Source organism: Acidovorax temperans, assembly GCF_028596105.1.
Taxonomy (GTDB): domain Bacteria; phylum Pseudomonadota; class Gammaproteobacteria; order Burkholderiales; family Burkholderiaceae_C; genus Acidovorax; species Acidovorax temperans.
This window is the reverse complement of the sequence record NZ_CP117193.1, coordinates 210,717-231,628: the sequence shown is the minus strand read 5'-3', so window position 1 is coordinate 231,628 and position 20,912 is coordinate 210,717. Positions and strand designations below refer to the sequence as shown.

Here is a 20,912-nt window from a genome sequence, read left to right as displayed (position 1 = left end):
GTCAACCTCGGCGCTCCGATTGGCCGCCGCTTCGTGACAGCAGAATGGCGATTGGTCGGGTGGCTGAAAACTCGGACAGCACAATCACCATGACGGCAGTGATGGGAATGGCTGCAATGGCGCCTGCAATGCCCCACAACGCCGTCCAGACCGTCAGGCTGATCAGGACCGCATAGGGGCTGAGGTCCATCGACGTGCCCATGACCTGCGGCTCAAGCACATTGCCGACCAGAAACTGTGCGGCAGATAGGAAGAGGATCAGCGTGATCACCTCATCCGTCAGGCCGAACTGGCCAAGGGCGATCACCCCCGGCACCGCCACCCCGATGAACGATCCGATATAGGGGATATAGTTCACCAGCGCGATCACGATGGCCCAGAGGACGGCAAACTCAAGCCCATAGGCCAGCATGATGCCATAGCACAGGACACCAAGCGCAATGTTGATCAGCGTCTTGACCACCAGATAGCGCCCGACGCGCCCGTTGATGTCCTCGATCACCTTGCGCAGCCGGATCGAGCCCTCACCATCGGGGACCATCTTGTCAAGCTTGGCATCAAAGCTGCCCCGCTCCAGCAGCATGAAGACGACGTTCAGCAGAACGAAGATCAATCCCCCCAGCAGGGCGACAGAGGAGGCCACGCCACTGCGCAGTGCCGACTGCAGGTTGATCTGACCAAAGAGGTCACTGCGAAGCGTCTCCCACGTCAGGTCGCCCTGAAAGCCCGCCATGTTTGCAAGGGTCTGAACTGCGGCCAGCAGCCGGGTCTGATACTCGGGCGCAGAACTGGCAAAGGCAGCCAGATTGGCGGCAAGCAACGTCACCAGCTGGACCAGACCGTAGCAGATCAGCACCGCCGCGACGGCGAGCCGCAGCCCCGGTGACAGCCGCACCCCGATCCATGGGATGGTGCCTGTCAGCCGCGCCACCGCCATGACCACATAAGATATCATCAGCCCCAGCACCATTGGCACCAGAACGCCCGAGGCGATGTGGAAGAACCACCCCAACATCAACGCCAGCATGACGCCCAGCGTGATGTTCAAGAGGGCCGGTGGTGCGGTGGTCGGCGTGGGCTGTGTCATGACGATCCCGAAGCTCTGTTCCTCTCGGGTTAGAAGGAACCGAAGGCTGTGCCAAGCACGATCACGGCCACAAGGGCAACAAGCGCGCTGACAATAGCCGCCATGACGATGTCCAGATAGCTTTCGCGATGCGTGCAGCCACAGACCGCAAGCATCGTGACCACCGCACCGTTGTGCGGCAAGCTGTCCAGAGTGCCTGAGGCGATCACGGCTACCCGGTGCATCAGCGCAGGGTCGAGGCCGGTGTCTGACGCGATCTGCATGAAGGTGGGCCCAAGGGCCTGCAGCGCAATGGTCATCCCGCCCGAAGCCGATCCGGTCAGCGCGGCAAGGATGTTCGTCGCAACCGCCAGTGACACAAGCGGCCCGCCTCCGATGCCCAGAACCCAGTCCCGCACCATCTCGAACGCAGGCAGGGCCGCCACGACCGCGCCGAAGCCCACAAGGCTTGCCACGCTCATGATCGGAAGCACCGCCGCCGTCGCGCCCGAGTCGATGCTTTCGCGCAGATTGCGAAAGCGGCGCCGGTTCATGGCAACCAGCACAATGCAGGCGACCAGAAGCGCAAGCGCCACCGACCAGACCCCGCCGACAGCCGACAGGGTGGTTTCGCCCCATGCGGGCTGCGAGAGGAAATCGAAATCCATGCCGGGCAGCACGAACTGCGTCAGGATCAGGTTGACCACGACAACCAGAACCAGCGGCAGAATGGCCAGGCCGATCGGCGGCCGACCGCCCCAGGATCCGGCGCGGCTGATCTCGGCCGGGTCAAACTCGCGTGCGGTGCTGGCCAGCTCGCGCGAGACGGCGGTGCCTTTTTCGGCCGCGCCATAGCCTTCGCCCCGTGCCTTGGCCTGACGTTCGCGGAAGGAAAGCCAGCCCAGGCCGATGGCCGCCATGATGATGCTGGCAATGATGCCAAGCCCCGGTGCGGCAAAGGGGGTGGTGCCGAAGAACGGCATCGGAATCGCGTTCTGGATTGCGGGCGTTCCCGGCATGGCCGACATGGTGAAGGTCGAGGTTCCAAGCGCGAGCGCCGCCGGAAGCAGCCTGCGCGGCACGCTTCCCGCCTTGAACAGCGCCTGCCCCATTGGCGCCAGCACGAAGAACGCCACAAAGAGGCTGACCCCGCCATAGGTGACCATCGCGCCCGCAGCCACCACGGCAAGGATCGCCCGCGAGGGGCCGAGCCGGCGTGTCATGTAATCGGCAATCGCCGAAACCGATCCGCTGTCATCCATAAGCTTGCCAAACAATGCGCCCAGCAGGAAAAGCGGGAAGAACTGCGCCACAAACCCCGCCGCCGCCGGCATGAAGGTCTGCGTCCAGTGCGCCAGCATCGGCTGGCCGGAAAAGAGCGCCGCCACCGCAGCAGCCAAAGGCGCCAGCAGCAGGATTGTCCAGCTGCGGAACGCAAGCACCATGATCAGGGCAAGGCCCAGCAGAATACCCAGCAGACCCAGCATGTCAGAGCTCATCCGCCAGCGCGTCGATGTCAAAGGTGGATCGCACCCCGATGTCCTGAATATGGGTGCGGCCGAAATCCTCGGCGGCGCGGCGTCCTTCGTCGAAGAGCATCTTCAGGAAGTCCCACTCGGCATTCAGCTTCGAGGAATGTCCAAGGTCCACCATGATGTCCGAGGTGATGCGATGCAGGCGCATCTCTTTCCAGTACCGCGCCTCACCGTTGCCGGGGTCGATGACACGGCGCAGCAGCGCCATCATCCGCAACTCTTTCAGTAGCTGGGCGTTGAACGAGATCTCGTTCAGGCGGCTTGCGATCTCGCGCGCGGTGCGCGGCGTCTCGCGCCGCTCGACCGGGTTGATCTGCACCAGAACGGTATCGAGGCTTTCACATTCACGCACGAGCGGCGTCATCGTCGGGTTGCCCGCATAGCCGCCGTCCCAATAGGGAACGCCGTCGATCTCGATGGCCTGGAACATCGATGGCAGGCAGGCCGAGGCGAGCAGCACATCGGCCGTCACCTCATGCTTGCGGAACACCCTGCCTTGCCCGGTGTGCACATTGGTTGCCGTGATGAACAGCTTGACCGGCCCGGTCGCCAGCGCGTCGAAATCGACCAGGTCTGTCAGGATGTCGCGCAGCGGGTTCCCTGCCGCCCCACCCAGCAAATAGGGCGAGATCAGCCGCGCCATCAGATCCATGGCGATGAAGGCGGGCGAGTTGTCCAGCGTCCATTTGCCCGTCAGGACCTCCAGCGGCCCGCGCTTGAACGGGCTGAAGCGCGCGGCATCGGCCGTCCGGCGCCAGAAGGCGGTCAGCATCTCACGCGCGGTCTGCCGCCCGCCGGTGGCCATGCCGGCCGCCAGGATTGCCGCGTTCATGGCGCCGGCCGAGGTGCCGGAAATGCCATCGATCTCGAACCAGTCTTCCTCGAGGATGCGGTCCAGAACGCCCCAGGTAAACGCCCCATGCGAACCGCCCCCCTGCAAGGCGAGGTCGATGGGAAGGGTTTTTCGCGTCTGCGATTTCGGGTTGCTGGCCATTTCGGCGCCTTTCAGTCAATTCATTGCAAGAAAATGGCGCCCGAAGCCGGGCGCCCTAGGGGATCAGGCGGCGGGCACCGCTTGCCCGCGAAGCCTCCACGCCATCGCACCAAGGGCCGCGCCAATGGCGATGAGGTCGAGCCCCAGCATCAGCCCGATCAGCCACAGCGCAGTGACCGGCATCGCGGCAAAAAGCACAAGCGACAGCACGACCGAGAGCACCCCGCTGGCAAAAACCCAAAGCCAGTTGGGCAAGGGACGGATCGTCAATGCGAAGACAACCTTCGACATCCCCTCGATCATGAAGAAGATGATCAGCAGAAGCGACAGCAGCAGCATCCCCTGCGCGATGTTGCGCAAGAGCAGAATGCCCAGCAACACACCAAGTATGGCCGAGATGATCTGCAGCCAGAAGTTCGGCGCATGGCGTGCGCTGATCAGGCCGATGGCCTGAATGATGCCGCTGGCGATCAGCAGCCAGCCGAACACCACGACGGCAGCAGCCGAAGAAAAGGCCGGGAAGACGATGGCGACGATCCCCGCGACGACCAGCAGCGCCGCCTGTACCAGGTGGAAGGTCGAATGGCGGCGCACCGCATCGCGCGCGGCTTCGCGGTAGGTCTGTGCAGCGGCGGCAAGACTGATCGGCATGGCATTGACTTCCTTGTTCAACAGGGTGCTTCCCGCCGGGCAGCGGGTGTTGCCTTCCCCGACCCGCAGGGCCGGATATGGATCAAAAATGGCACAGGACCGTGAAGCCCATGCCAGACAATCAATTTTCATCGCCATGATGCAGGTGCAGCATCGCAATGTCCATAGCTGAACGGATAGGAAATTCAACCGCATGAGGCCAAGTATGGCACGAGTTTTGGGCCTCGAAACACGTTCGGCCAAGGAAGGTTGAGCGCTCGCTTGCCGCTCAATGGCAAGAGCTTGGGAGGCAGTATGCATTTGGGCCTGGCGCGCGCGCAGCTGCTTCCCCGCAGCGATGGATACCGCCGCTTCACTGGGTCACCAATTGACGCGCTGGTCTACCTCGTCGGGTTGAGCTGCCAGATCCCAATCCGGCTCGCCTTGCGCACCATCATCCACCGGCGCGTCGCAGCCCTCCCACAGCGGTGGCCCGCGTGCCGGGGTGATGTGCGGGGGGGCAGACTCCACCCCGATGTGGTTCAGGATGTGGCGGATTTCGGCGCTGTGGGTGATGAAGGCAATGATGCGCATCTGCCCACCGCACATGGGGCACAGCAGCGGAAATGCCTCGTAGATGCGGGCAATCAGCACCGCCCACAAGTAATGCGCCGCTCGCTTCGGGCGTGCTTCAGGTTCGGGTGTGGGTGTGGCCGCGTTGCCCGGCGCCGCCACCCCAGGTACGCCCGCGCCAGGTTGTGCAGTCTCCACCGTGGCTGGTTGCGACGCAGCAGGCTGAGCCAGCGCCGTTACCGCCGCTCTCAGCGGCGAGTTTGGTGCCAGCACACCAAAGTAGCGGTGCCGGTGGGTGCGTGGCGGTGGCACCAGCGCGGCGATGCGGTCGATCAGTTCCAGCGGTGTGAGGTGCAGCTCATCTGCCTTGGCACCACGCTTGTCACTGGTGGGCTCGCTGCGCTGTTTGGCACAGCGGTACACCAGTTTGCTTCCCTCTTTGCGTAGGCGCTCCATGGAAAACGGTGGACGCGCGCAATAGCGCAATAGCGCAGCAGCCGCTCCAGCGCAGCGCGGTCGTGGGCTTCGATGCAGACACCGGCGTCCACCGAGAAGCCGCTGTGTTTGTAGCCCAGCATGTCTTTGGCGTCACAGTTCTCCAGCAGGCCCCGAGCAACGAAGGCGCGCAGGATGCGTTTTTGCAGTGTGGTCTGCACTGGGGCCACGGTAGCCGCATCGATGCCGGTGGCCGCGTGAAAGATGACACCCGGCGATGAGATTCGAGGGGTCGCATCAGCATCGCCCTCGCCCTCCACTTCCTCAAACACCCCGTCCACCACACAAACGTGGAAGTGGACGTGTTCATTGAGGCTGGAGCCGAATCGGTGAATGAAGGCGATGGCACCGATGTGCAGGCCTGCCTTGTCCATATGGGCCGCACCGGGGCTGTGGGTCTGCAGAGTTTGTGCGATCACCCGCAGAAAGATGCGCAGCACCATGCTCAGCACCGCTCCGTCGCGTTGCATGAAGTACCGCAACCTCTTGGGCACGGAGAGCACCCACTGGCGCACCGGAAGGCGGGGGAAGGCGTGGTCGCTCAGGTGTGCCGCCGTCTCCACCATCCGCCGCGTGGTGCACGAGGGGCAGACTCCACGGCCTTTGCAGGAGAAGGCTACAAAGTAGTCGTGCCCACAGTCGCCGCAGCGAGCGCGGGCGAAGCCATGGGCAAAGATGCCGCACTCCAGATATGTGGCAAACGCTTTGCGTACGAAGGGCTTGGGGGTGTGGTGGTCGCCCTGGCCGTCGAACTGACCCGCGCTGGCCAACTCTAGCCAGGTCTCGTAGTGCTCGGCTACCGTTTGGTAGAGCAGCGTGCGTTCGGGGTGGCGTGGGTTGTAGAGTTTGGGCTTGGAAGTGGCTGACATGAATACTGTACAAATGCAAGGGGTATCTATTTAGCTCCAGCAGCCCCATTGATACTGTGATTTCATCCAGCAATGGTATCCGATTGGCTCTCCCCGGTGTTCTTGCTCACGACATCCCCATACGTCACTGGCGGCGTAACCACCGCTTGCTGCAGCAAGCGGTAAAACAGCATCCCGCGTGAGCTGGATGTGCGCCGGTTGAAACGGAACACGAATTCATCGAGATAGGCGTCCAGGTGGTCTGGCTGTACAGAGCCATGATGTGTTCCCAGCACCCAGCGCTGTACCAGTGAGGCGACCCGGTGCACTCCCGCCATGGAGACATGGGCAGGTACGCCTGAGCCGAGCATGACGGTGCGCTGGTGGGTGTAACCCAGTTCTCCCAGAGCGCGGTATGCCGCCGAACCATCCGTGCGTACCTGGGCTCCAGGCTCGACCACCTCCTGCACAAAGGGGATTACGTGGGTGGCGGCGTCTCGGTCAATGCGGCGTAACCGGATGCGCCCAAACCCCTTGGGCTCCACGATCTCCACCGCCATGACCATCAACACTTTGGTGGTGCTGCTCTTGCGCCCTGCAGGGGTGGCGGGATTCTTGCGATCCGTGATGGACAGGTACGTTTCATCCACCTCCACAAGCCCCTTGAGCTTGTCCCGGCCCGGGCGGACCATGGCACGTCGAAACCGGTGCAGCATGGTCCAGGCGGTCTGGTAGCTCCCCAAACCCAATACGCGCTGCAGCCCCAGGGCGCTCACGCCTTGTTTCTGATTGGTCAGGTACCAAGCTGCAGCCAGCCAGACACGCAGCGGTGTGCGCGTCTTGTCAAAGATGGTTCCAGATGTCACTGTGCCTTGGTACTGGCATGAGCGGCACATCAGGCGGGTGCGGCTGGCGCGGTACACATCGCCAGCGTTGCCGCAACGCGGGCAGACGAAGCCTTGGGGCCACCGAAGCTTCTCCAGGAACGCCTGGCAAGCCTCTTCGGTGGCAAACCAGTCAAGAAATTCGTTCCAGGTGCGGGGGTAGTCCCGTCCAGGAGTTGGCGTTAGCATCTGGGTTTCCATCCAGCTATTCTCACGTCACTGGAGCTAAATAGATACCCCTTAAATTCATACAGTGAACTTGCAATCCAAACTCGCCATCCTGGCCGACGCGGCAAAGTACGACGCATCCTGCGCATCGAGCGGCGCTGCGCCGCGCAACTCGGTGGGCGGGCGCGGCATGGGGTCCACCGAAGGCATGGGCATATGCCACAGCTACGCGCCGGACGGCCGCTGCATCTCGCTGCTCAAGATCCTGCTCACCAACTTCTGCCAGTACGACTGCCTGTACTGCGTGAACCGCGTGACCAGCAACGTGCCCCGGGCGCGCTTCACGGTCGATGAGGTGGTGCAGCTCACGCTGGACTTTTACCGCCGCAATTGCATCGAGGGGCTGTTCCTCTCCAGCGGCATCATCCAGAGCCCCGACTACACCATGGAGCAGGTGGTGGAGGTGGCCCGCGTGCTGCGCGAGGAGCACGACTTTCGCAGCTACATCCACCTCAAGACCATTCCCGATGCATCGCCCGAGCTGATGGAGCGCGCGGGCCGCTATGCCGATCGCCTGTCCATCAACATCGAGCTGCCCACGGCCGAGAGCCTCACTGCCCTGGCGCCGGAGAAAAACAGCGCTGCCATCGACCGGTCCATGGCCCGCATGGCGGTGCACATTGGCGAATCGCGCGCAGCGCGCAAGGAGCAAGCCGCGCAGGCCATCGTGTCGATGCCGCAATCGCGCACCACGCGCCGGGCCAGCGCGCCGCTGTTTGCGCCCGGCGGGCAAAGCACGCAGATGATCGTGGGGGCCGATGCGACGGACGACCGCACCATCCTCGCCACCAGCGCACGGCTGTACGGCACGCACCGGCTGCGGCGGGTGTACTACTCGGCCTTCAGCCCCATCCCCGACGCCGCGCGCGCCCTGCCGCTGACCGCGCCGCCCACGGTGCGCGAGCACCGGCTGTACCAGGCCGACTGGCTGATGCGCTTTTATGGCTTCACGCACGACGAGATCGTGCCGCCCAACCAAGGCAACCAGGTCGGCATGCTGGCGCTGGACATGGACCCCAAGCTGGCCTGGGCGCTGGCGCACCGCGAGCGCTTCCCCGTCAACCTCAACACCGCCCCGCGCGAGCTGCTGCTGCGCGTGCCAGGCTTTGGTGTGCAGACGGTAGACCGCCTGCTGGCCGCCCGCCGGGTGCGACGCCTGCGGCATGCCGACCTGGCGCGGCTGCATGTGCCGCTCAAGAAGGTGCTGCCGTTTGTGGAGGCGGCCGACTACCGCCCCGGCCGGGCTTTGGAGGCTGCTGATTTGGCTGCGCACCTGGCGCCGCCGCCGGTGCAACGCAGCCTGTTTTGAACCGGAGCGGAACACATGCAGCGCAACACCATCACGCTGGAGCACCCCACCGACTGGCAAGGCTTTCGCACCGCCGCACGCGCCCTGGTGCAAGCCAATGTGCCCCCGCAGGCCGTGGACTGGCGCTGCCAGGCCGATGCCGCTGAAGATCTGTTTGCTCCAGAGGCCGCCAGGCACAACGCCCTGCCACCGCCAGCCCCCGATGCGCCCACGCTGCGCGTTCCCCCCGACTTTTTGCACCTGTGCGAGCAGCTCATCCTGCACCGCGACCCCGCCCGCTTTGCGCTGATGTACCGCCTGCTGTGGCGCATGGCGCAAGGCGGCGATATGGCAAGAGCAGCGCGGCACGACCCGCTGGACGCAGACCGCATGCAGGCCCACCACATGGTCCGCGCCGTGCGGCGCGACATGCACAAAATGCACGCCTTTGTGCGCTTTCGGCCCGTGGTGGAGCCGGATGGCAACACCCTGCACATGGCCTGGTTCGAGCCCGACCACTACATCACCGAGGCCAATGCAGGCTTCTTCATCCGCCGCTTCACGCAAATGCGCTGGGCCATCCTCACGCCCGACGCCAGCGTGCGCTGGGACGGCCAGCATCTGCACACCGGCCCCGGCGCCCAGCGCAGTGACGCGCCGCCGCCCGATGCCGGCGAGGCGCTGTGGCTCACCTACTACCGCCACATCTTCAACCCCGCGCGGCTCAAGCTCACCATGATGAAAAAGGAAATGCCCACGCGCTACTGGCACAACCTGCCCGAGGCCGCGCTCATCACCGAGCTGGCGCAGACGGCGCACGAGCGCAGCGCGAAGATGGTGGAGGCCGAAGCCACCGTGCCGCGCAGGCGCATTGCGGGCAAAGAAACACGGGCGTAAAAAGAGCCACCCGGCTGGTGCCCAACAAAGGGGCAGAGCGGGGTGGCGATGCGCTGGGTTCGCGTCAGCGACTCAGCCAGAAAACCCTGGCATCAATGCTGGTGGCCGTGCGCGCCATGCACATGGCGGTGGGCAATTTCTTCAGCGGTGGCTGCCCGCACGGCGGTGACCTTGCAGCTGAACTTCAGCGCCTGGCCCGCCAGGGGGTGGTTGCCGTCCAGATGCACTTCAGGGCCCTTGATCTTGACCACGTTGAACACGGCAGGTTGTCCGTCGTTGCCCACGCCTTGCAGCTGGCCGCCCACCTTCACGCCGGGCGGAAACTCGCTCTTGGGAATGGTGCGCACCAGGCTTTCGTCACGCGCGCCAAAGGCGTCTTCCACCGCCAGGTCCAGCGTGGTGGCAAAGCCCACGGCCTGGCCTTCCAGCGCGGCTTCCACCTTGGGGAAGATGTTTTCGTAGCCACCGTGCAGGTAGGCCAGGTTGCCCGAATCCAGGGGCTTGCCCTGGGGCGTGGTCACCTTGTAGGTCAGGGTGACGGCGGAGTCTTTGGTAATGTTCATGCGCCCGATTTTCCTCCAACTGCGTCCACTGGGCTGGGCACCTCGTCCTCCGTCTGGCCGGGGTAGCGTGCAAAGCGGCGCGGCGCGGGGCCGTGCACCGGGTCGCTTTCGGGCCAGGGCCAGCCACCAAACTGGGTGCGGCGGTAGTCCTGCATGGCCTGCATGATTTCCTGCTGGGTGTTCATCACAAAGGGGCCATACTGCGCCACGGGCTCGCCGATGGGGCGGCCTTGCAGCAGCAGGCATTCCACGGCGGTGGTGCCGGTGTTGACCAGTTCCCAGTCTTGCGAGGCAACTACTTCCAGCGCCGCGTGGCCCCGGATGGCCTGCGGGCCCACCGCAAGGCCGTTGCCCACAAAGTAGTACAGCATGCGGCGCGTGCCCTGGCCGGTGGCAGCGGGCAGCGTCCAGCGGGCACCGGGCTCCAGGTGCAGCGTCCAGATGGCCACGTCGGCTTCGGGTTGCGACGCCCAGGACTCGGGCGGCGGGCTTAGCGGTGCGTCCGCGCCGGGCAGCGCACCGGCCACCACGGTCACGGTGGTCAGGCGGCCTTCTGCATCGCGGTGCTGCAGGCGCGGAATGCGCTCGTTCCAGAGCATGGTGAAGTGCGGCTCCACCATCTTGTTGCGGGCAGGCAGGTTCAGCCAGATCTGGAAGAGTTCGAGCGGGTTGGGCTCGGTGGCGTTGAGCAGCGGAAACATTTCCGAGTGCTGGATGCCCTTGCCCGCCGTGACCCACTGCACATCGCCCCCGCCAAAGCGGGCGGCTGCGCCGAGTGAGTCGGCATGGTCGATGAGCCCCTTGCGCACCAGCGTCACGGTTTCAAAACCCCGGTGCGGGTGGCCGGGGAAACCGGGCACCGTGTCGCCGTGGTACATGCTCCAGCCGTCCTTGCCGCTGAAGTCGCTGCCGATCTGGCGGTCTTCAATGGGCACGGCCGGGCCAAACGCGGCATTGCCTGCGGGGTAGGCATCGTCGTGGTGGGCGCAGAAAAGAAACGGGTCGAGCGTGGGCCACTGCGGGCCGAGCAGTTGGGCGCGCACGATGGGCACCAGGGCAGTGGTGGCAGCAGGTGTGGACGACGACATACGGGGGCTCCTCATGTTGTGCACCGCCGCGATCGGGCGGAGTGCCTGTGGAATATGGCGCCAATGGCGCTGGAACGGAAGGGCGGCCCGTGGAACAGTGCGGTGCAGCGGGCGGGACAGTGGAGGGCTTTGCCGTCCGTGCTTTGCCAGAAAAATTGCGTCAGATTCGGCTCTAGCGCTTATCTGCGAAGCGCTGGCAGCTCTTGTTTTTATAGCGTTCTATCTGCACTGTCCCTGATCACAAGCGTGGTGCATCGCAGCCGATGCTCCCCGGAACCGCGCAGTCTGCCAGTAGTCGGCAGGCGGCCAGCGCGATGCCAACCGCTGCTCACGCCTTCACCTCGACCACAGGTTCGAAGCCGCCAAAGATCATGCGTTTGCCGTCGAAGGGCATGGGTGGGTTGCCGGGTTGGGACGGGTCCATGCGCGGGTCTTCCATCATCTTCTTCATGCCCGCGTCGCGCGTCGCTTTGTCGGGCCATTCGACCCACGAAAATGCCACCGTCTCCTCGGCCGTGGCCTGGACCGCGCGGCGGAAATCGGTGACTTTGCCGTCGGGGACGTCGTCGCCCCAACCTTCGATCACACGGATTGCGCCCAGCTCGATGAACAACGCGTCGAAATGGCGCGCGTGCTCAATGAACTTCTGCTTATTGGCGGTGGGGACGGCGATCACGAAACCATCGATGTAGGACATATCTTGACTCCTGTCAGGTTGACCATGGGATGCGCCCGCCTGTGGGCGCCAGGTATTCGTTCGGCGGACGCGGACCGGGGCCCGCCCCCATCACTTGCGCCGGTACGTCGCCTGCATCATCTGGGACCAGCTGCCATCCGGCTGCAGACTGAACGATGTCAAGGTGCGTTCGTTTGCGCTCACCAGCGTGATCACGTCGCGGTAGCGGGCGATCTTGCCGTCGTCCTTGAAGCTGGGGCCTTCGGTCTCAAGGGTCAGCACCTTCTGGTCGGCATCGAGCGTGCCTTCGTACACGAACATGTGGGTCATCATCGAGCCCACCCAGGTGCCGCGAAACACGCTTTTCTCGGGGTCGTAGCCCAGCGTCATCAGCATGTGGGCTTCGCCCCCGCCGGGCATGGTGCCCGTGCCTTCGCACAGCACCCACAGGTCGCCCAGAGCGCGCACATGCTCGGAGCCAGTGGATTGCTCTTGCGCGGGCGCGCCGGATTCGCCGGATTCGCCGGGTGGAGCGTCGCAGTTGGCGTCGCTGGTCCAGTCGCCCACCAGCTGCTGCAGCCAGCGGTGCATGGCGTGGGGTTCAGGGTTCATCATGTCGGTCTCCTTGGGGTCAAGAGGGAGGTGCGTCACGAGCCCGCGTCACGCGGGCGCCACCACCATCCACGGCACGCCAAAGCGGTCGGCCACCATGCCGAAGGCTTTTGAAAAGAACGTTTTGGCCAGCGGCATGTGGACCTGTCCACCCTCGGCCAGGGCGCGGAAAAGCCGCTGAGCCTCGGCTTCATCCGCCGGGCTCAGCGCCAGCGAAATGCCCTCGAATCGGGTGGTGCCCGAGCCCATGCCGTCCGACGCCATCAACGTCGTCGCGCCCACGGTGAATTCGGCGTGCATGACCATGTCGGGCGCGGGGCCCGGGCTGCTGCCGTCGCTGCAACCGGGCGCCCCTGCGGGCTCGGGGTTGTCCTTGAAACGCATGAGCGTGGTGACCTGGGCGCCCAGCGCGCTGCGGTAGAAGTCGAGGGCCTCTTCACAGCGGCCTTCAAACATCAGATAGGACTCGACTTTCATGGGTGCTTTCCTTGGGGATGGGTGGAGGGGGAAAACCGGAAGCGGCATTCCATTGTGAACACCGTCCACAAAAGATAGCAGAGATAATGAACAGTGTCCACATTTCCGGGTCCATGACTGCAACCATCCGCAACACGTACCGCCACGGTGACCTGCGCCGCGCCCTGCTCGACGCTGGCATCGAACTGGCCCGCGCCGGGGGCCCCGATGCCGTGGTGCTGCGCGAGGCCACCCGCCGCGCGGGCGTGGCGCCCAACGCGGCGTACCGCCACTTCGCCAACCGCGACGACCTGCTGGGCGCCGTGCGCGCGGCGGCCGTGGCTGCGGCGGCGCGATTCATGGAGGCGGAGCTGGAGCGCGCGCCGCTGCAGGGGAGCGCCACAGAGCAGGCACGCGCCAAGGTGCGCGCCGTGGGCGCGGGTTACATGCGGTTTGCGCGGGACGAGACCGGCCTGTTTCGCACAGCGTTCGGGGGCCAGTTCAGCGTGCAGCAGCAGCCCGACCCGGCCATGGGGGGCGCCACGGGCCGCAACCCGTTTGAACACCTCAGCGCGGCGCTGGACGATCTGGTGGCGGCGGGCGCCCTGCCCGCAGAGCGCCGGCCCGGGGCGGAATACCTGGCCTGGTCCACCGTGCACGGCATGGCGCTGCTGAGCCTGGATGGGCCGCTGCGCGGCACACCGCCCGCCCTGCTGCAGGCGCTGGGCCAGCGCCTGCTCGACATGGTGGAACGCGGGCTGTAGCACGGCCCGCCCGAGGAGCGCCCTGGGGGCGCCCGGGCCCGAATCTCAGTTGCCCTGGCCTCGAAGAAGGGTTTGCCCTGGATGGCCTCCAGGCCCAGCGTGAAGGTTTTCAGCGGCTCCAGGGGCTTGTCCTGACCTTTTTTCAAGGGCCGTGGCACGTTGCCCCGCCTACACTGCGCGCACCACCCACGGCCTATCGCCGCAAGGAGCCCCATGCGCAAACGTTCACTGTGGATCGCCCTGAGCCTGATGGCCTGCCTCGGCCCCGGCGCCGCGCTCGCCCAGCCCGCCGACCGCGCGTGGCCCACCACCGCCACACCCGCAGAGCAGGCCCTGGATGCCACGGCCTTCCAGGGCGCGGGTGAGGTGCTGGCACAGCAGCTCACCGATGTGGAGAGCGCCGTCGTGGTGTTGCGCGGCCGGGTGGTGTTCAGCTACTACCGCGATGGCGATGCCGAAAGGCTGCGCGACACGCAGTCGGCCTCCAAAAGCGCCCTGTCGGCGCTGGCGGGCACGGCCATCGCGCAGGGCCGCATCGCCAGCGTGGACCAGCGCGTGACCGAACTGGTGCCGGAGTGGGCGCCCCTGAACCCCGACCCGCGCGCCGCCACCATCACGCTGCGGCATCTACTGACCCTGACGGCCGGGTTCTCGCTGGCCGACACGCCCCGCACCCGCGCGGGGACCGCGGCGCCGCTGCCCCCGCATGACGCCTGGGCGCGGCCGCTGGCGGCGGAGCCCGGGCAGGTGTTCGCGTATGACAACTCCGTCACGCCGCTGCTGGTGGCCGTGCTGGAGAAAGCCACCGGCATGCCGCTGGCCGACTATACGCGCCAGCAGCTCGTGGGCCCGATGGACTTTGCCGAGCCGCGCTACCAGGGCAGCATCGCGCACCTGCGCACGCTGGACATGGCTAAGCTGGGCCAGCTGTACCTGCAACGCGGCGAGTGGGATGGCAAACCGCTGGTACCCGCAACGTATGTGGATGCCTCCGTGCAGGCCCAGAGCGCGGGCGGCCCACCCGTGGGCTTGCCCTATGGCCAGCTGTGGTGGGTGGTGCCGGGCAAGGCGCCGCGCCCCACGTTCATGGCCAGCGGCTGGGGCGGGCAGCTCATCTGGGTGTATCCGCCGCTGGACCTGGTGGCGGCCACCACGTCCACCGTGTCGGCGGCAAGTGGTCAGCGCGGGCAGGCCCTGCAGTGGATCCGCCAGCAGGCCTTTGCAGCCGCCCAGCGCCGCGTGGCGGCAGAGCCGAACTAGGCGCAGGAGAGGCCCTGCGCCCCGGCGTCATCCCGGTGCCTTGCCCACAAACGCCACCGTCAACCCCTCGGCCGTGACGGTGATCGGCCCGGGCTGCAGGCCCAAGCCGTCCAGCACGGCCGTGTCCTGCGGGCGCAGCCGGTGCAGGGTGACTTCGCGCAGTGACTGCTCGGCCAGCGCCGGGGCGTAGGTGTTGAGCAGCTGCACCACCGCCGGCTTCAGCGTGGGGAAGTCCAGCCGGCCCAGCCGGATCTGGTGCGCCCGCAGCGTGCGGTCGCTGGCCTCGTAGCGCAACGCGAACTCCACATCGAACAGGCCCGCATGGCTGCGGCGCAGGGCCGGGCCCGCCGCGTCCACCACCATGGTCGCGCCCAGGCGGTTCACCTCGGGCAGCAGGCGCAGCGCGGGCGCCTGCAGGGTCAGATCGAGCAGGCCCTGCACCGGCACACTGCGCGGAAACCGCTGCGCCGCCATGTCCTGCAGTTGGGCCAGCGGTACGGTGTAGCGGGGCTGGGCCCGTGCGCCACGCGCCGCCAGCAGCCACCACCCGGCCCCGCCCAGGGCCAGCGCACGGATGGCAGTGTTCAGAAATCGTCTGCGGTGCAGCATGCGGCGGTCTCCTTGAAGGCCCGTGGGACCCGTGCGGGATGAAAACGTGCGGCGCGCGTCACCACGGGTTACAACAGAAACGGCCTGCGCAGGCTCTGCCGCTGAACGGTCGACGCCCTAGCGCCCCACCACCGACCAGCCCGCCTTCTGGTTGTTCTTGTCGTTTTCGTATTCCCACGCCGTGCCGCAGCGGTCACACACGTAGCGGGTGAAGGTGACGGAGCCGCCCGGGCGGTCTTCCTTGCGGTTGCCGCGCTGCACCAGTTCGGGGTGGCCCGGCGCCTTGCGCCAGTTGCGCTGGATGCCCTGGCAGGGCTCGCACAGCGACATGGGTTGTAGTTCACGTTGGCGGGCCAGGTCTTTGGTCATTTGAAGTATCTTGAAGAAATCGGTGTCTGGCGCTTACTGGGCAAGCGCAACCAGCTATCAAAATTGAAGCAATCGGCACCACAAAAGCACTGGCGCACAAGCGCGCGGCGGGGGGCGTGATTGTGCCTGAAGGCTGCCAAGCCATGCACCTGGGGTTTGGCCGGGCAGCTGCTTCACCGTGGCACACGACAAAAGCACCGCGGGCACGGGCTCAAGCGTGGGCGGTGCGCCCCAGAGCTTGCGCCAGCCGCTGGTGCGCTTCGCCCTGCCAGTGCGGCGGCAGCTGGTGCTTGGCCTGCAGGTAGTGGTGGGTGAAGACGTCCAGGTAGGTCTGCAGCACCTGCGCGGCCTGCGGCTCGCCGGCCAGGTCCATGCACAGGCCGGCCACTTCGGCGGTGCAGAAATGGTCGTCCCGGCGCGAGCGGCGCAGCTGGTAGCGGGAGATCTGCTCGGGCTGCAGGCTCAGCACCGGAAAGCGGTCGAGGTACGGGCTTTTGCGGAACATCTTGCGCGCCTCGGGCCAGGTGGCGTCGAGCAGGATGAACAGCGGGCGCTTGCCCGCAGATGCACCAGCCGCAGCCACCTCGGTCACCACCCGCTCGGGCGCCACGAATTCGCCGGGGAACACGACGTAAGGCTGCCACTGCGGGTCGGCCAGCAGTTCGAGCAGGGCCGGATCCACTTCGGTACGGGCCCAGCCGAAGGCGAAGGTGTCGGGCACCACGTCGGCAATCAGCCAGCCGGTGTTGCTGGGCTTGAGGGGTTCGATATCGGCCATCAGCAGGCACACGCCCGCGCGGGTGGGCACCACGGGGTGCAGGCTGCACACGCAGTGGCTGGGCACCAGGCGGCAGCCGGGGCAACGCTCGCCGCGCGGGCCGCCACGGGCCAGAAAGGGCTTGGCGCTGCGGGCCAGCCGCGCGGTGCGCAGGCGGGCCACGGCGTGAGGAGCGCGAGGTACCTGAGGTACTGCGTTTTCAGCCACCCACATGCTCCAGCGCAAACATGGGCACCTCGGCCTGGCGGCTGAGCCACACGCCGCCGCCCAGCTCCACAAAGCCTTCGCGCAGGCCGCGCCGGTACAGCTCGGCGCGGTGGCGAAAGACGCGGTTGTCCGTCAAATCCTCGTCGATGATGTCCTGCTCGTAGTCCTCGCGCGAAACGGCCTCCACATACAGCGCGCCTTTGGAGAGGCGGCCCAGGTTGTGCAGCGCGGCTTTCAAATCGGCCGGGTTCAGGTAGGGCAGCACGCCCTGGCAGATCACCCAGTCAAACGGCTCGCTGGCGGCGTAATCGACCACCGAACCCTGCTGCCAGCCAAAGCGCTCGCACAGGTAGGGGCTGAACTCCACGCCCTGGTAGCTGGCGCCGGGAAAGTGCCGCTCCACAATGCCCTTCCACAGGCCAATGCCGCAGCCCACGTCCAGCACGCGCCGCACCGGCACGCGCAGGTACTTGAGGTAGCTGCACACAAACATGCCCAGGCGCTCCATGTGCTCCGGGTCCACCACGCTGGTCTTCTTGTCAAAGTAAAAGCGCTGGTAGTAGGCCTCGTCGAACAGGGTGGCACTGGCGGATTGCATGCAGGGGGTCTTCCTCAAAGAAGGGGTTTTGAATGAAAAGAGCTTCCAGCGCTCGTGGTTTGAGCGCTGGAAGCTCTTAAAAATATAGCAAATGAGGCGTTGGCTCAGGGCAATCGCATCTAAACGGCGATGCCCAAGAGGAGTTCCAAATAACCCAGACTCCACCCCGCCCGCTTGCGCTTGGCCTGCAAGCCGATCTTCACCGAGGTGTCATTCTTGAGCACCTGCAGCGCCATGCGTCTGAGCACCGTTTGGTTGTGCGGACTTTGATCCTTGTATGACTGCGCCGCATCCTCGCGCATCGCTACGTCCAAACTCCAGTGCAACTGGTTCTCCACGCTCCAGTGCGCACGGATGCTGTGCGCCAGCACCTTCGCGGGCGTGTGCGCTGGCAAGCTGCTCAGGTAATAGCTGACTTCTTCGCTGGCCTCGCTTCCCGCTTGCTGGCGCCTGCGCACGACCTGCACCACGCAGGCCAGCCCCGGCCAGTGGGCTGCTGCTCGCTGTAACGCCTCAGGCACAGGGCTGAGCCGGTAGCTGCGTAGTTCCTGGCGCCCGTGCCCGCTGCAGCTCTCGGTATAGGTGTTCTCCTCGAACCGCTCCTGGCTATCCTGCACTTCAAAGTGCTTTTGCACCACTTGGTGCATGTGTCGCTGGTTGCCCTTGAGACTCAGCACATAGTCCGCGCCATGCTCGTGCAGTTGCCCGGCGATGCTTTTTTGGCAGCCGATGGCATCGATGGTGACGATGCAGCCTTTGAGGTGCAGCAAGCGCAGCAGCTCGGGAATGGCAGTGATCTCGTTGCTCTTGCCATCGACCTTGCACTGGCCCAGCAGCAGTCCCATGTCTGCCGCCCAGGCGCTGACCATGTGCAGTGGCCTGCGAGCATCTGCTTTGCTGCTGCCGCGCACGCTTTTACCGTCAATGGCCACCGTGCCGTGTACCCTGCCTGCTACCTGGGCGAGCCATTGTTGGCAGGCCCGCTCCAACTCTTTGGCATCGAGCAGGCGAAACACCCGTGCAAAGGTATCGTGCGAGGCAATGCCCGAGGGCAGCGGCACCAAGCGCTCAAACCAGTCTTGGTGTTGCTGACCGAACTCGGCCATCTCTACGCAGTTGTCTGCGCCTGCGATGGTGGCGCACAGAGCAACCACCAAGATCGATTGCAGTTCGTGTCGGCGTGTGCGCTGCACGCGGGGATCGGGGATGTTTTGCAGGTATTGCAGCAGGCTCATCTCAACAGCGTTTGGCAAGTGACTCAAGCGCTGCAGTTTCGCCGGGTTTAAGGCGTACTTTTAGATGCGATTGCCCTGGGCGTTGGCTCAGGCCGCAGGGCGGTGCAGCACGCACAGCTTGTTGCCATCGGGGTCGCGCAGGTAGGCCAGGTACAGCTTGCCGCCGGGGCCTTCGCGCCAGCCGGGGGGGTCTTCGCAGGTCACGCCGCCGTTGGCCACGCCCGCTGCGTGGCAGGCATCGGCCTGCTCGGGCGACTGGGCCAGAAAGCCGATGGTGCTGCCGTTGCCATGGGTGGCGGGCTCACCGTTGATGGGGGTGGTGATGCCGAAGGTGCCGGTGGGGCTGCGGTAGAAGTAGCGGTTCTTGTTGGCAACGCCTGCGGGCACGCCCAGGGCGCCCAGCACGGCGTCGTAAAACTTCTTTGAAACATCCAGGTTGTTCACACCCAGAATCACATGGCTAAACATAGATTGTGTGTCCGGTAAGTGCCCATCAGCAGGCAACGGCCGAGGATAGTACCGGCTGGCACAACACGTTTCCCGCCGCGCCAATACACTGCGGTGACGCTCACCTTTGCACCCACCTATGCACGCACCCGCCCACTTCACCCCCGTGCCGCTCGACAAGGCCTACCGGCTGCTTAACCACGGGCCCACCGTGCTGGTGTCGGCCGCGCACGCTGGCCAGCCCAACGTGATGGCCGCCGCCTGGGCCTGCGCGCTGGACTTCAGCCCGCCCAAGGTGACGGTGGTGCTCGACAAAGCCACCCGCACGCGCGAGCTGGTCGAGGCCAGCGGCCACTTCGCCCTGCAACTGCCCACCGTGCCCCAGGCCGCACTCACCGAAGCCCTGGGCACTGAAAGCGCACACACCCACCCCGACAAGCTGCAGCGCCACCATGTGGAGTTGTTCGATGCGCCCGGCCTGAGCGACGTGCCCGCAGAACACCGCCCACCGCTGGTGCCCGGCTGCGCCGCCTGGCTGGTGTGCCGCGTCATCCCCGAGCCGCACAACCAGCAGACCTACGACCTTTTCATTGGCGAAGTGGTGGGCGCCTGGGCGGACGACCGCGTGTTCCGTGACGGGCACTGGGAATTCGACACCGCCCCCGACCACCTGCGCACCCTGCACTACGTGGCGGGCGGGCAGTTCTATGCCACGGGCCAGTCCATCAAGGTATAAAACTTAGAACCAGATTGGCATCTGGCGCTTATTGCAAAAGCGCCACCAGCTATCTTTTCAATAGCAAACCACCCCATCCATCCACCCACCGCTGCAGCCCGTGCTGCGCAGCCCCACCACTCCACACCACCTCATCCATGTCCAGCGGCATTCTGTACGGCCTGTCGGCCTATGTTCTGTGGGGGATGTTCCCCCTGTTCTTCAAGCAACTGCAGGCCGCCAGCGCGATAGAGGTGGTGCTGCACCGCATGGTGTGGTCGCTGGTGTTCGTGCTCATCGTGCTGGCCGTGCTGCGCCGCTGGCACTGGCTGGGCGACGTTCGCCGCAGCCCCGCCCTGCTGGGCAAATTTGCGGTGTCGGCCCTGCTGCTGGCGGGCAACTGGCTCAGCTACGTCTGGGCGGTGAACAACGGCCATGTGCTCGATGCCAGCCTGGGCTACTTCATCCTGCCCCTCATCAATGTGGCGCTGGGCTTCATCTTTTTGCACGAACGCCCACGCAAGGCGCAGTGGGTCGCCTTTGCCCTGGCCGCCACCGGTGTGCTGTGGATGGCAGTGCAATCGGGCCATGTGCCCTGGCTGGCGCTGCTGATTGCGATGACGTTTGGCTTTTATGGCCTGATGCGCAAGACGGCCACGCTGGGCGCGCTGGAAGGCATGTCGCTAGAAACCATGCTCCTCGCCCCGCTGGCTGTGGTGGCCCTGCTATGGCCCGGCCCCAGCGGCCCCGGCAGCCAGTGGCCCGCGCACGATGCGCACACCTGGCTGTTCTTCCTGCTCAGCGGCCCCGTCACTGCCATCCCGCTGCTGCTGTTCGCCGCAGGCGCCCGGCGCGTGCCGCTGTCCACCATGGGCTTTTTGCAATACATCACGCCCTCCATCCTGGCGCTGATGGGCGTGTTCCTCTACGGCGAAACCTTCGCCGGCCCCCGCGCCGTAGGCTTTGTGTTCATCTGGGTGGCGCTGGCGCTGTACACCGCCGAAGGGCTGTGGGCGGGGCGGCGCGCGGCTGCGGCACGGGCAGCGGCGGCAGCGTAAAGCCACGGGCAACGGTAACGCGGCGGCCTGCTGGCGCTG

At 65.7% G+C, this 20,912-nt stretch carries 22 protein-coding genes and 1 pseudogene; 6 read left to right on the top strand and 17 right to left on the bottom strand.

Annotated features, from left to right (window positions below; all coding sequences use genetic code 11):
- Position 1: 1 nt before the first annotated feature.
- From PQV96_RS01020 to PQV96_RS00995, 6 genes and pseudogenes are all read right to left on the bottom strand, one after another.
- Entirely contained in the window at positions 2 to 1,048 is a 1,047-nt protein-coding gene (locus PQV96_RS01020) for an AI-2E family transporter (protein ID WP_273624289.1), read from the bottom strand.
- Between the two features lie 68 nt (positions 1,049 to 1,116).
- On the bottom strand, positions 1,117 to 2,553 hold the full coding sequence (locus PQV96_RS01015; RefSeq protein ID WP_273624288.1) for a GntP family permease: 1,437 nt from the start codon (positions 2,551 to 2,553) through the stop codon (positions 1,117 to 1,119).
- A gap of 1 nt (position 2,554) precedes the next feature.
- A complete protein-coding gene (locus PQV96_RS01010; protein ID WP_273624287.1) occupies positions 2,555 to 3,595 on the bottom strand; it encodes a patatin-like phospholipase family protein in 1,041 nt (346 codons plus the stop codon).
- Between the two features lie 63 nt (positions 3,596 to 3,658).
- A complete protein-coding gene (locus PQV96_RS01005) occupies positions 3,659 to 4,384 on the bottom strand; it encodes an HdeD family acid-resistance protein (protein ID WP_273624286.1) in 726 nt (241 codons plus the stop codon).
- Between the two features lie 222 nt (positions 4,385 to 4,606).
- Positions 4,607 to 6,162 (bottom strand): annotated as a pseudogene (locus tag PQV96_RS01000) (IS91-like element ISCR8/ISPps1 family transposase).
- A 62-nt stretch (positions 6,163 to 6,224) separates the two neighbouring features.
- Complete coding sequence (locus PQV96_RS00995; RefSeq protein ID WP_011805960.1) at positions 6,225 to 7,226, bottom strand: IS1595-like element ISCsp2 family transposase; 1,002 nt, start codon at positions 7,224 to 7,226, stop codon at positions 6,225 to 6,227.
- A 52-nt stretch (positions 7,227 to 7,278) separates the two neighbouring features.
- Here PQV96_RS00995 and PQV96_RS00990 point away from each other — a divergent pair, with 52 nt between their 5' ends.
- Entirely contained in the window at positions 7,279 to 8,562 is a 1,284-nt protein-coding gene (locus PQV96_RS00990) for a putative DNA modification/repair radical SAM protein (RefSeq protein WP_273624282.1), read from the top strand.
- A gap of 15 nt (positions 8,563 to 8,577) precedes the next feature.
- A complete protein-coding gene (locus PQV96_RS00985; protein WP_273624280.1) occupies positions 8,578 to 9,438 on the top strand; it encodes a TIGR03915 family putative DNA repair protein in 861 nt (286 codons plus the stop codon).
- A gap of 92 nt (positions 9,439 to 9,530) precedes the next feature.
- Here the strand turns inward: PQV96_RS00985 and PQV96_RS00980 are convergent, their stop codons facing one another.
- The 5 genes from PQV96_RS00980 to PQV96_RS00960 form a co-directional block, all read right to left on the bottom strand.
- Entirely contained in the window at positions 9,531 to 10,001 is a 471-nt protein-coding gene (locus PQV96_RS00980; protein ID WP_044397661.1) for an FKBP-type peptidyl-prolyl cis-trans isomerase, read from the bottom strand.
- Complete coding sequence (locus PQV96_RS00975) at positions 9,998 to 11,089, bottom strand: pirin family protein (RefSeq protein ID WP_273624279.1); 1,092 nt, start codon at positions 11,087 to 11,089, stop codon at positions 9,998 to 10,000. The genes PQV96_RS00980 and PQV96_RS00975 overlap by 4 nt, the downstream gene beginning before the upstream one ends.
- Before the next feature lie 328 nt (positions 11,090 to 11,417).
- Positions 11,418 to 11,786, bottom strand: coding sequence for a DUF1428 domain-containing protein (locus PQV96_RS00970; protein WP_207375441.1), 369 nt, complete (start codon positions 11,784 to 11,786; stop codon positions 11,418 to 11,420).
- Positions 11,787 to 11,876: 90 nt separating this feature from the next.
- The gene (locus tag PQV96_RS00965) at positions 11,877 to 12,380 is read right to left on the bottom strand and encodes a DUF1579 domain-containing protein (RefSeq protein WP_207375440.1); all 504 of its coding nucleotides are present in this window, start codon (positions 12,378 to 12,380) and stop codon (positions 11,877 to 11,879) included.
- 45 nt (positions 12,381 to 12,425) lie between these two features.
- Entirely contained in the window at positions 12,426 to 12,854 is a 429-nt protein-coding gene (locus PQV96_RS00960) for a VOC family protein (protein WP_207375439.1), read from the bottom strand.
- Between the two features lie 86 nt (positions 12,855 to 12,940).
- Between PQV96_RS00960 and PQV96_RS00955 the strand changes: the two genes are divergently transcribed.
- Together PQV96_RS00955 and PQV96_RS00950 are read left to right on the top strand one after the other, a co-directional pair.
- Positions 12,941 to 13,597: a TetR/AcrR family transcriptional regulator gene (locus tag PQV96_RS00955; RefSeq protein WP_207375438.1), complete on the top strand. Its 657-nt coding sequence runs from the start codon at positions 12,941 to 12,943 to the stop codon at positions 13,595 to 13,597.
- Positions 13,598 to 13,810: 213 nt separating this feature from the next.
- A complete protein-coding gene (locus PQV96_RS00950; protein ID WP_273624278.1) occupies positions 13,811 to 14,857 on the top strand; it encodes a serine hydrolase domain-containing protein in 1,047 nt (348 codons plus the stop codon).
- A gap of 27 nt (positions 14,858 to 14,884) precedes the next feature.
- Here PQV96_RS00950 and PQV96_RS00945 read toward each other — a convergent pair whose 3' ends face one another.
- The 6 genes from PQV96_RS00945 to PQV96_RS00920 form a co-directional block, all read right to left on the bottom strand.
- Positions 14,885 to 15,466: a DUF1439 domain-containing protein gene (locus PQV96_RS00945; RefSeq protein WP_273624277.1), complete on the bottom strand. Its 582-nt coding sequence runs from the start codon at positions 15,464 to 15,466 to the stop codon at positions 14,885 to 14,887.
- Between the two features lie 117 nt (positions 15,467 to 15,583).
- Entirely contained in the window at positions 15,584 to 15,835 is a 252-nt protein-coding gene (locus PQV96_RS00940) for a hypothetical protein (RefSeq protein WP_044400742.1), read from the bottom strand.
- A gap of 211 nt (positions 15,836 to 16,046) precedes the next feature.
- Positions 16,047 to 16,826 (bottom strand): tRNA-uridine aminocarboxypropyltransferase, encoded by a 780-nt coding sequence (locus PQV96_RS00935; protein ID WP_420482176.1) that lies wholly within the window; start codon positions 16,824 to 16,826, stop codon positions 16,047 to 16,049.
- Entirely contained in the window at positions 16,813 to 17,418 is a 606-nt protein-coding gene (locus tag PQV96_RS00930) for a class I SAM-dependent methyltransferase (protein WP_273624275.1), read from the bottom strand. Before PQV96_RS00930 ends, PQV96_RS00935 begins: the two co-directional genes overlap by 14 nt.
- 119 nt (positions 17,419 to 17,537) lie before the next feature.
- Positions 17,538 to 18,653, bottom strand: coding sequence for an ISAs1 family transposase (locus PQV96_RS00925; RefSeq protein ID WP_273624273.1), 1,116 nt, complete (start codon positions 18,651 to 18,653; stop codon positions 17,538 to 17,540).
- 87 nt (positions 18,654 to 18,740) lie between these two features.
- Positions 18,741 to 19,121 (bottom strand): VOC family protein, encoded by a 381-nt coding sequence (locus tag PQV96_RS00920; protein ID WP_044400750.1) that lies wholly within the window; start codon positions 19,119 to 19,121, stop codon positions 18,741 to 18,743.
- Positions 19,122 to 19,239: 118 nt separating this feature from the next.
- Here PQV96_RS00920 and PQV96_RS00915 point away from each other — a divergent pair, with 118 nt between their 5' ends.
- Both PQV96_RS00915 and rarD read left to right on the top strand, forming a co-directional pair.
- The gene (locus PQV96_RS00915) at positions 19,240 to 19,836 is read left to right on the top strand and encodes a flavin reductase family protein (RefSeq protein WP_273624271.1); all 597 of its coding nucleotides are present in this window, start codon (positions 19,240 to 19,242) and stop codon (positions 19,834 to 19,836) included.
- Between the two features lie 137 nt (positions 19,837 to 19,973).
- Positions 19,974 to 20,873, top strand: a complete 900-nt coding sequence (gene rarD / locus PQV96_RS00910; protein ID WP_273624269.1) for an EamA family transporter RarD — start codon at positions 19,974 to 19,976, stop codon at positions 20,871 to 20,873.
- Positions 20,874 to 20,912 lie beyond the last annotated feature (39 nt).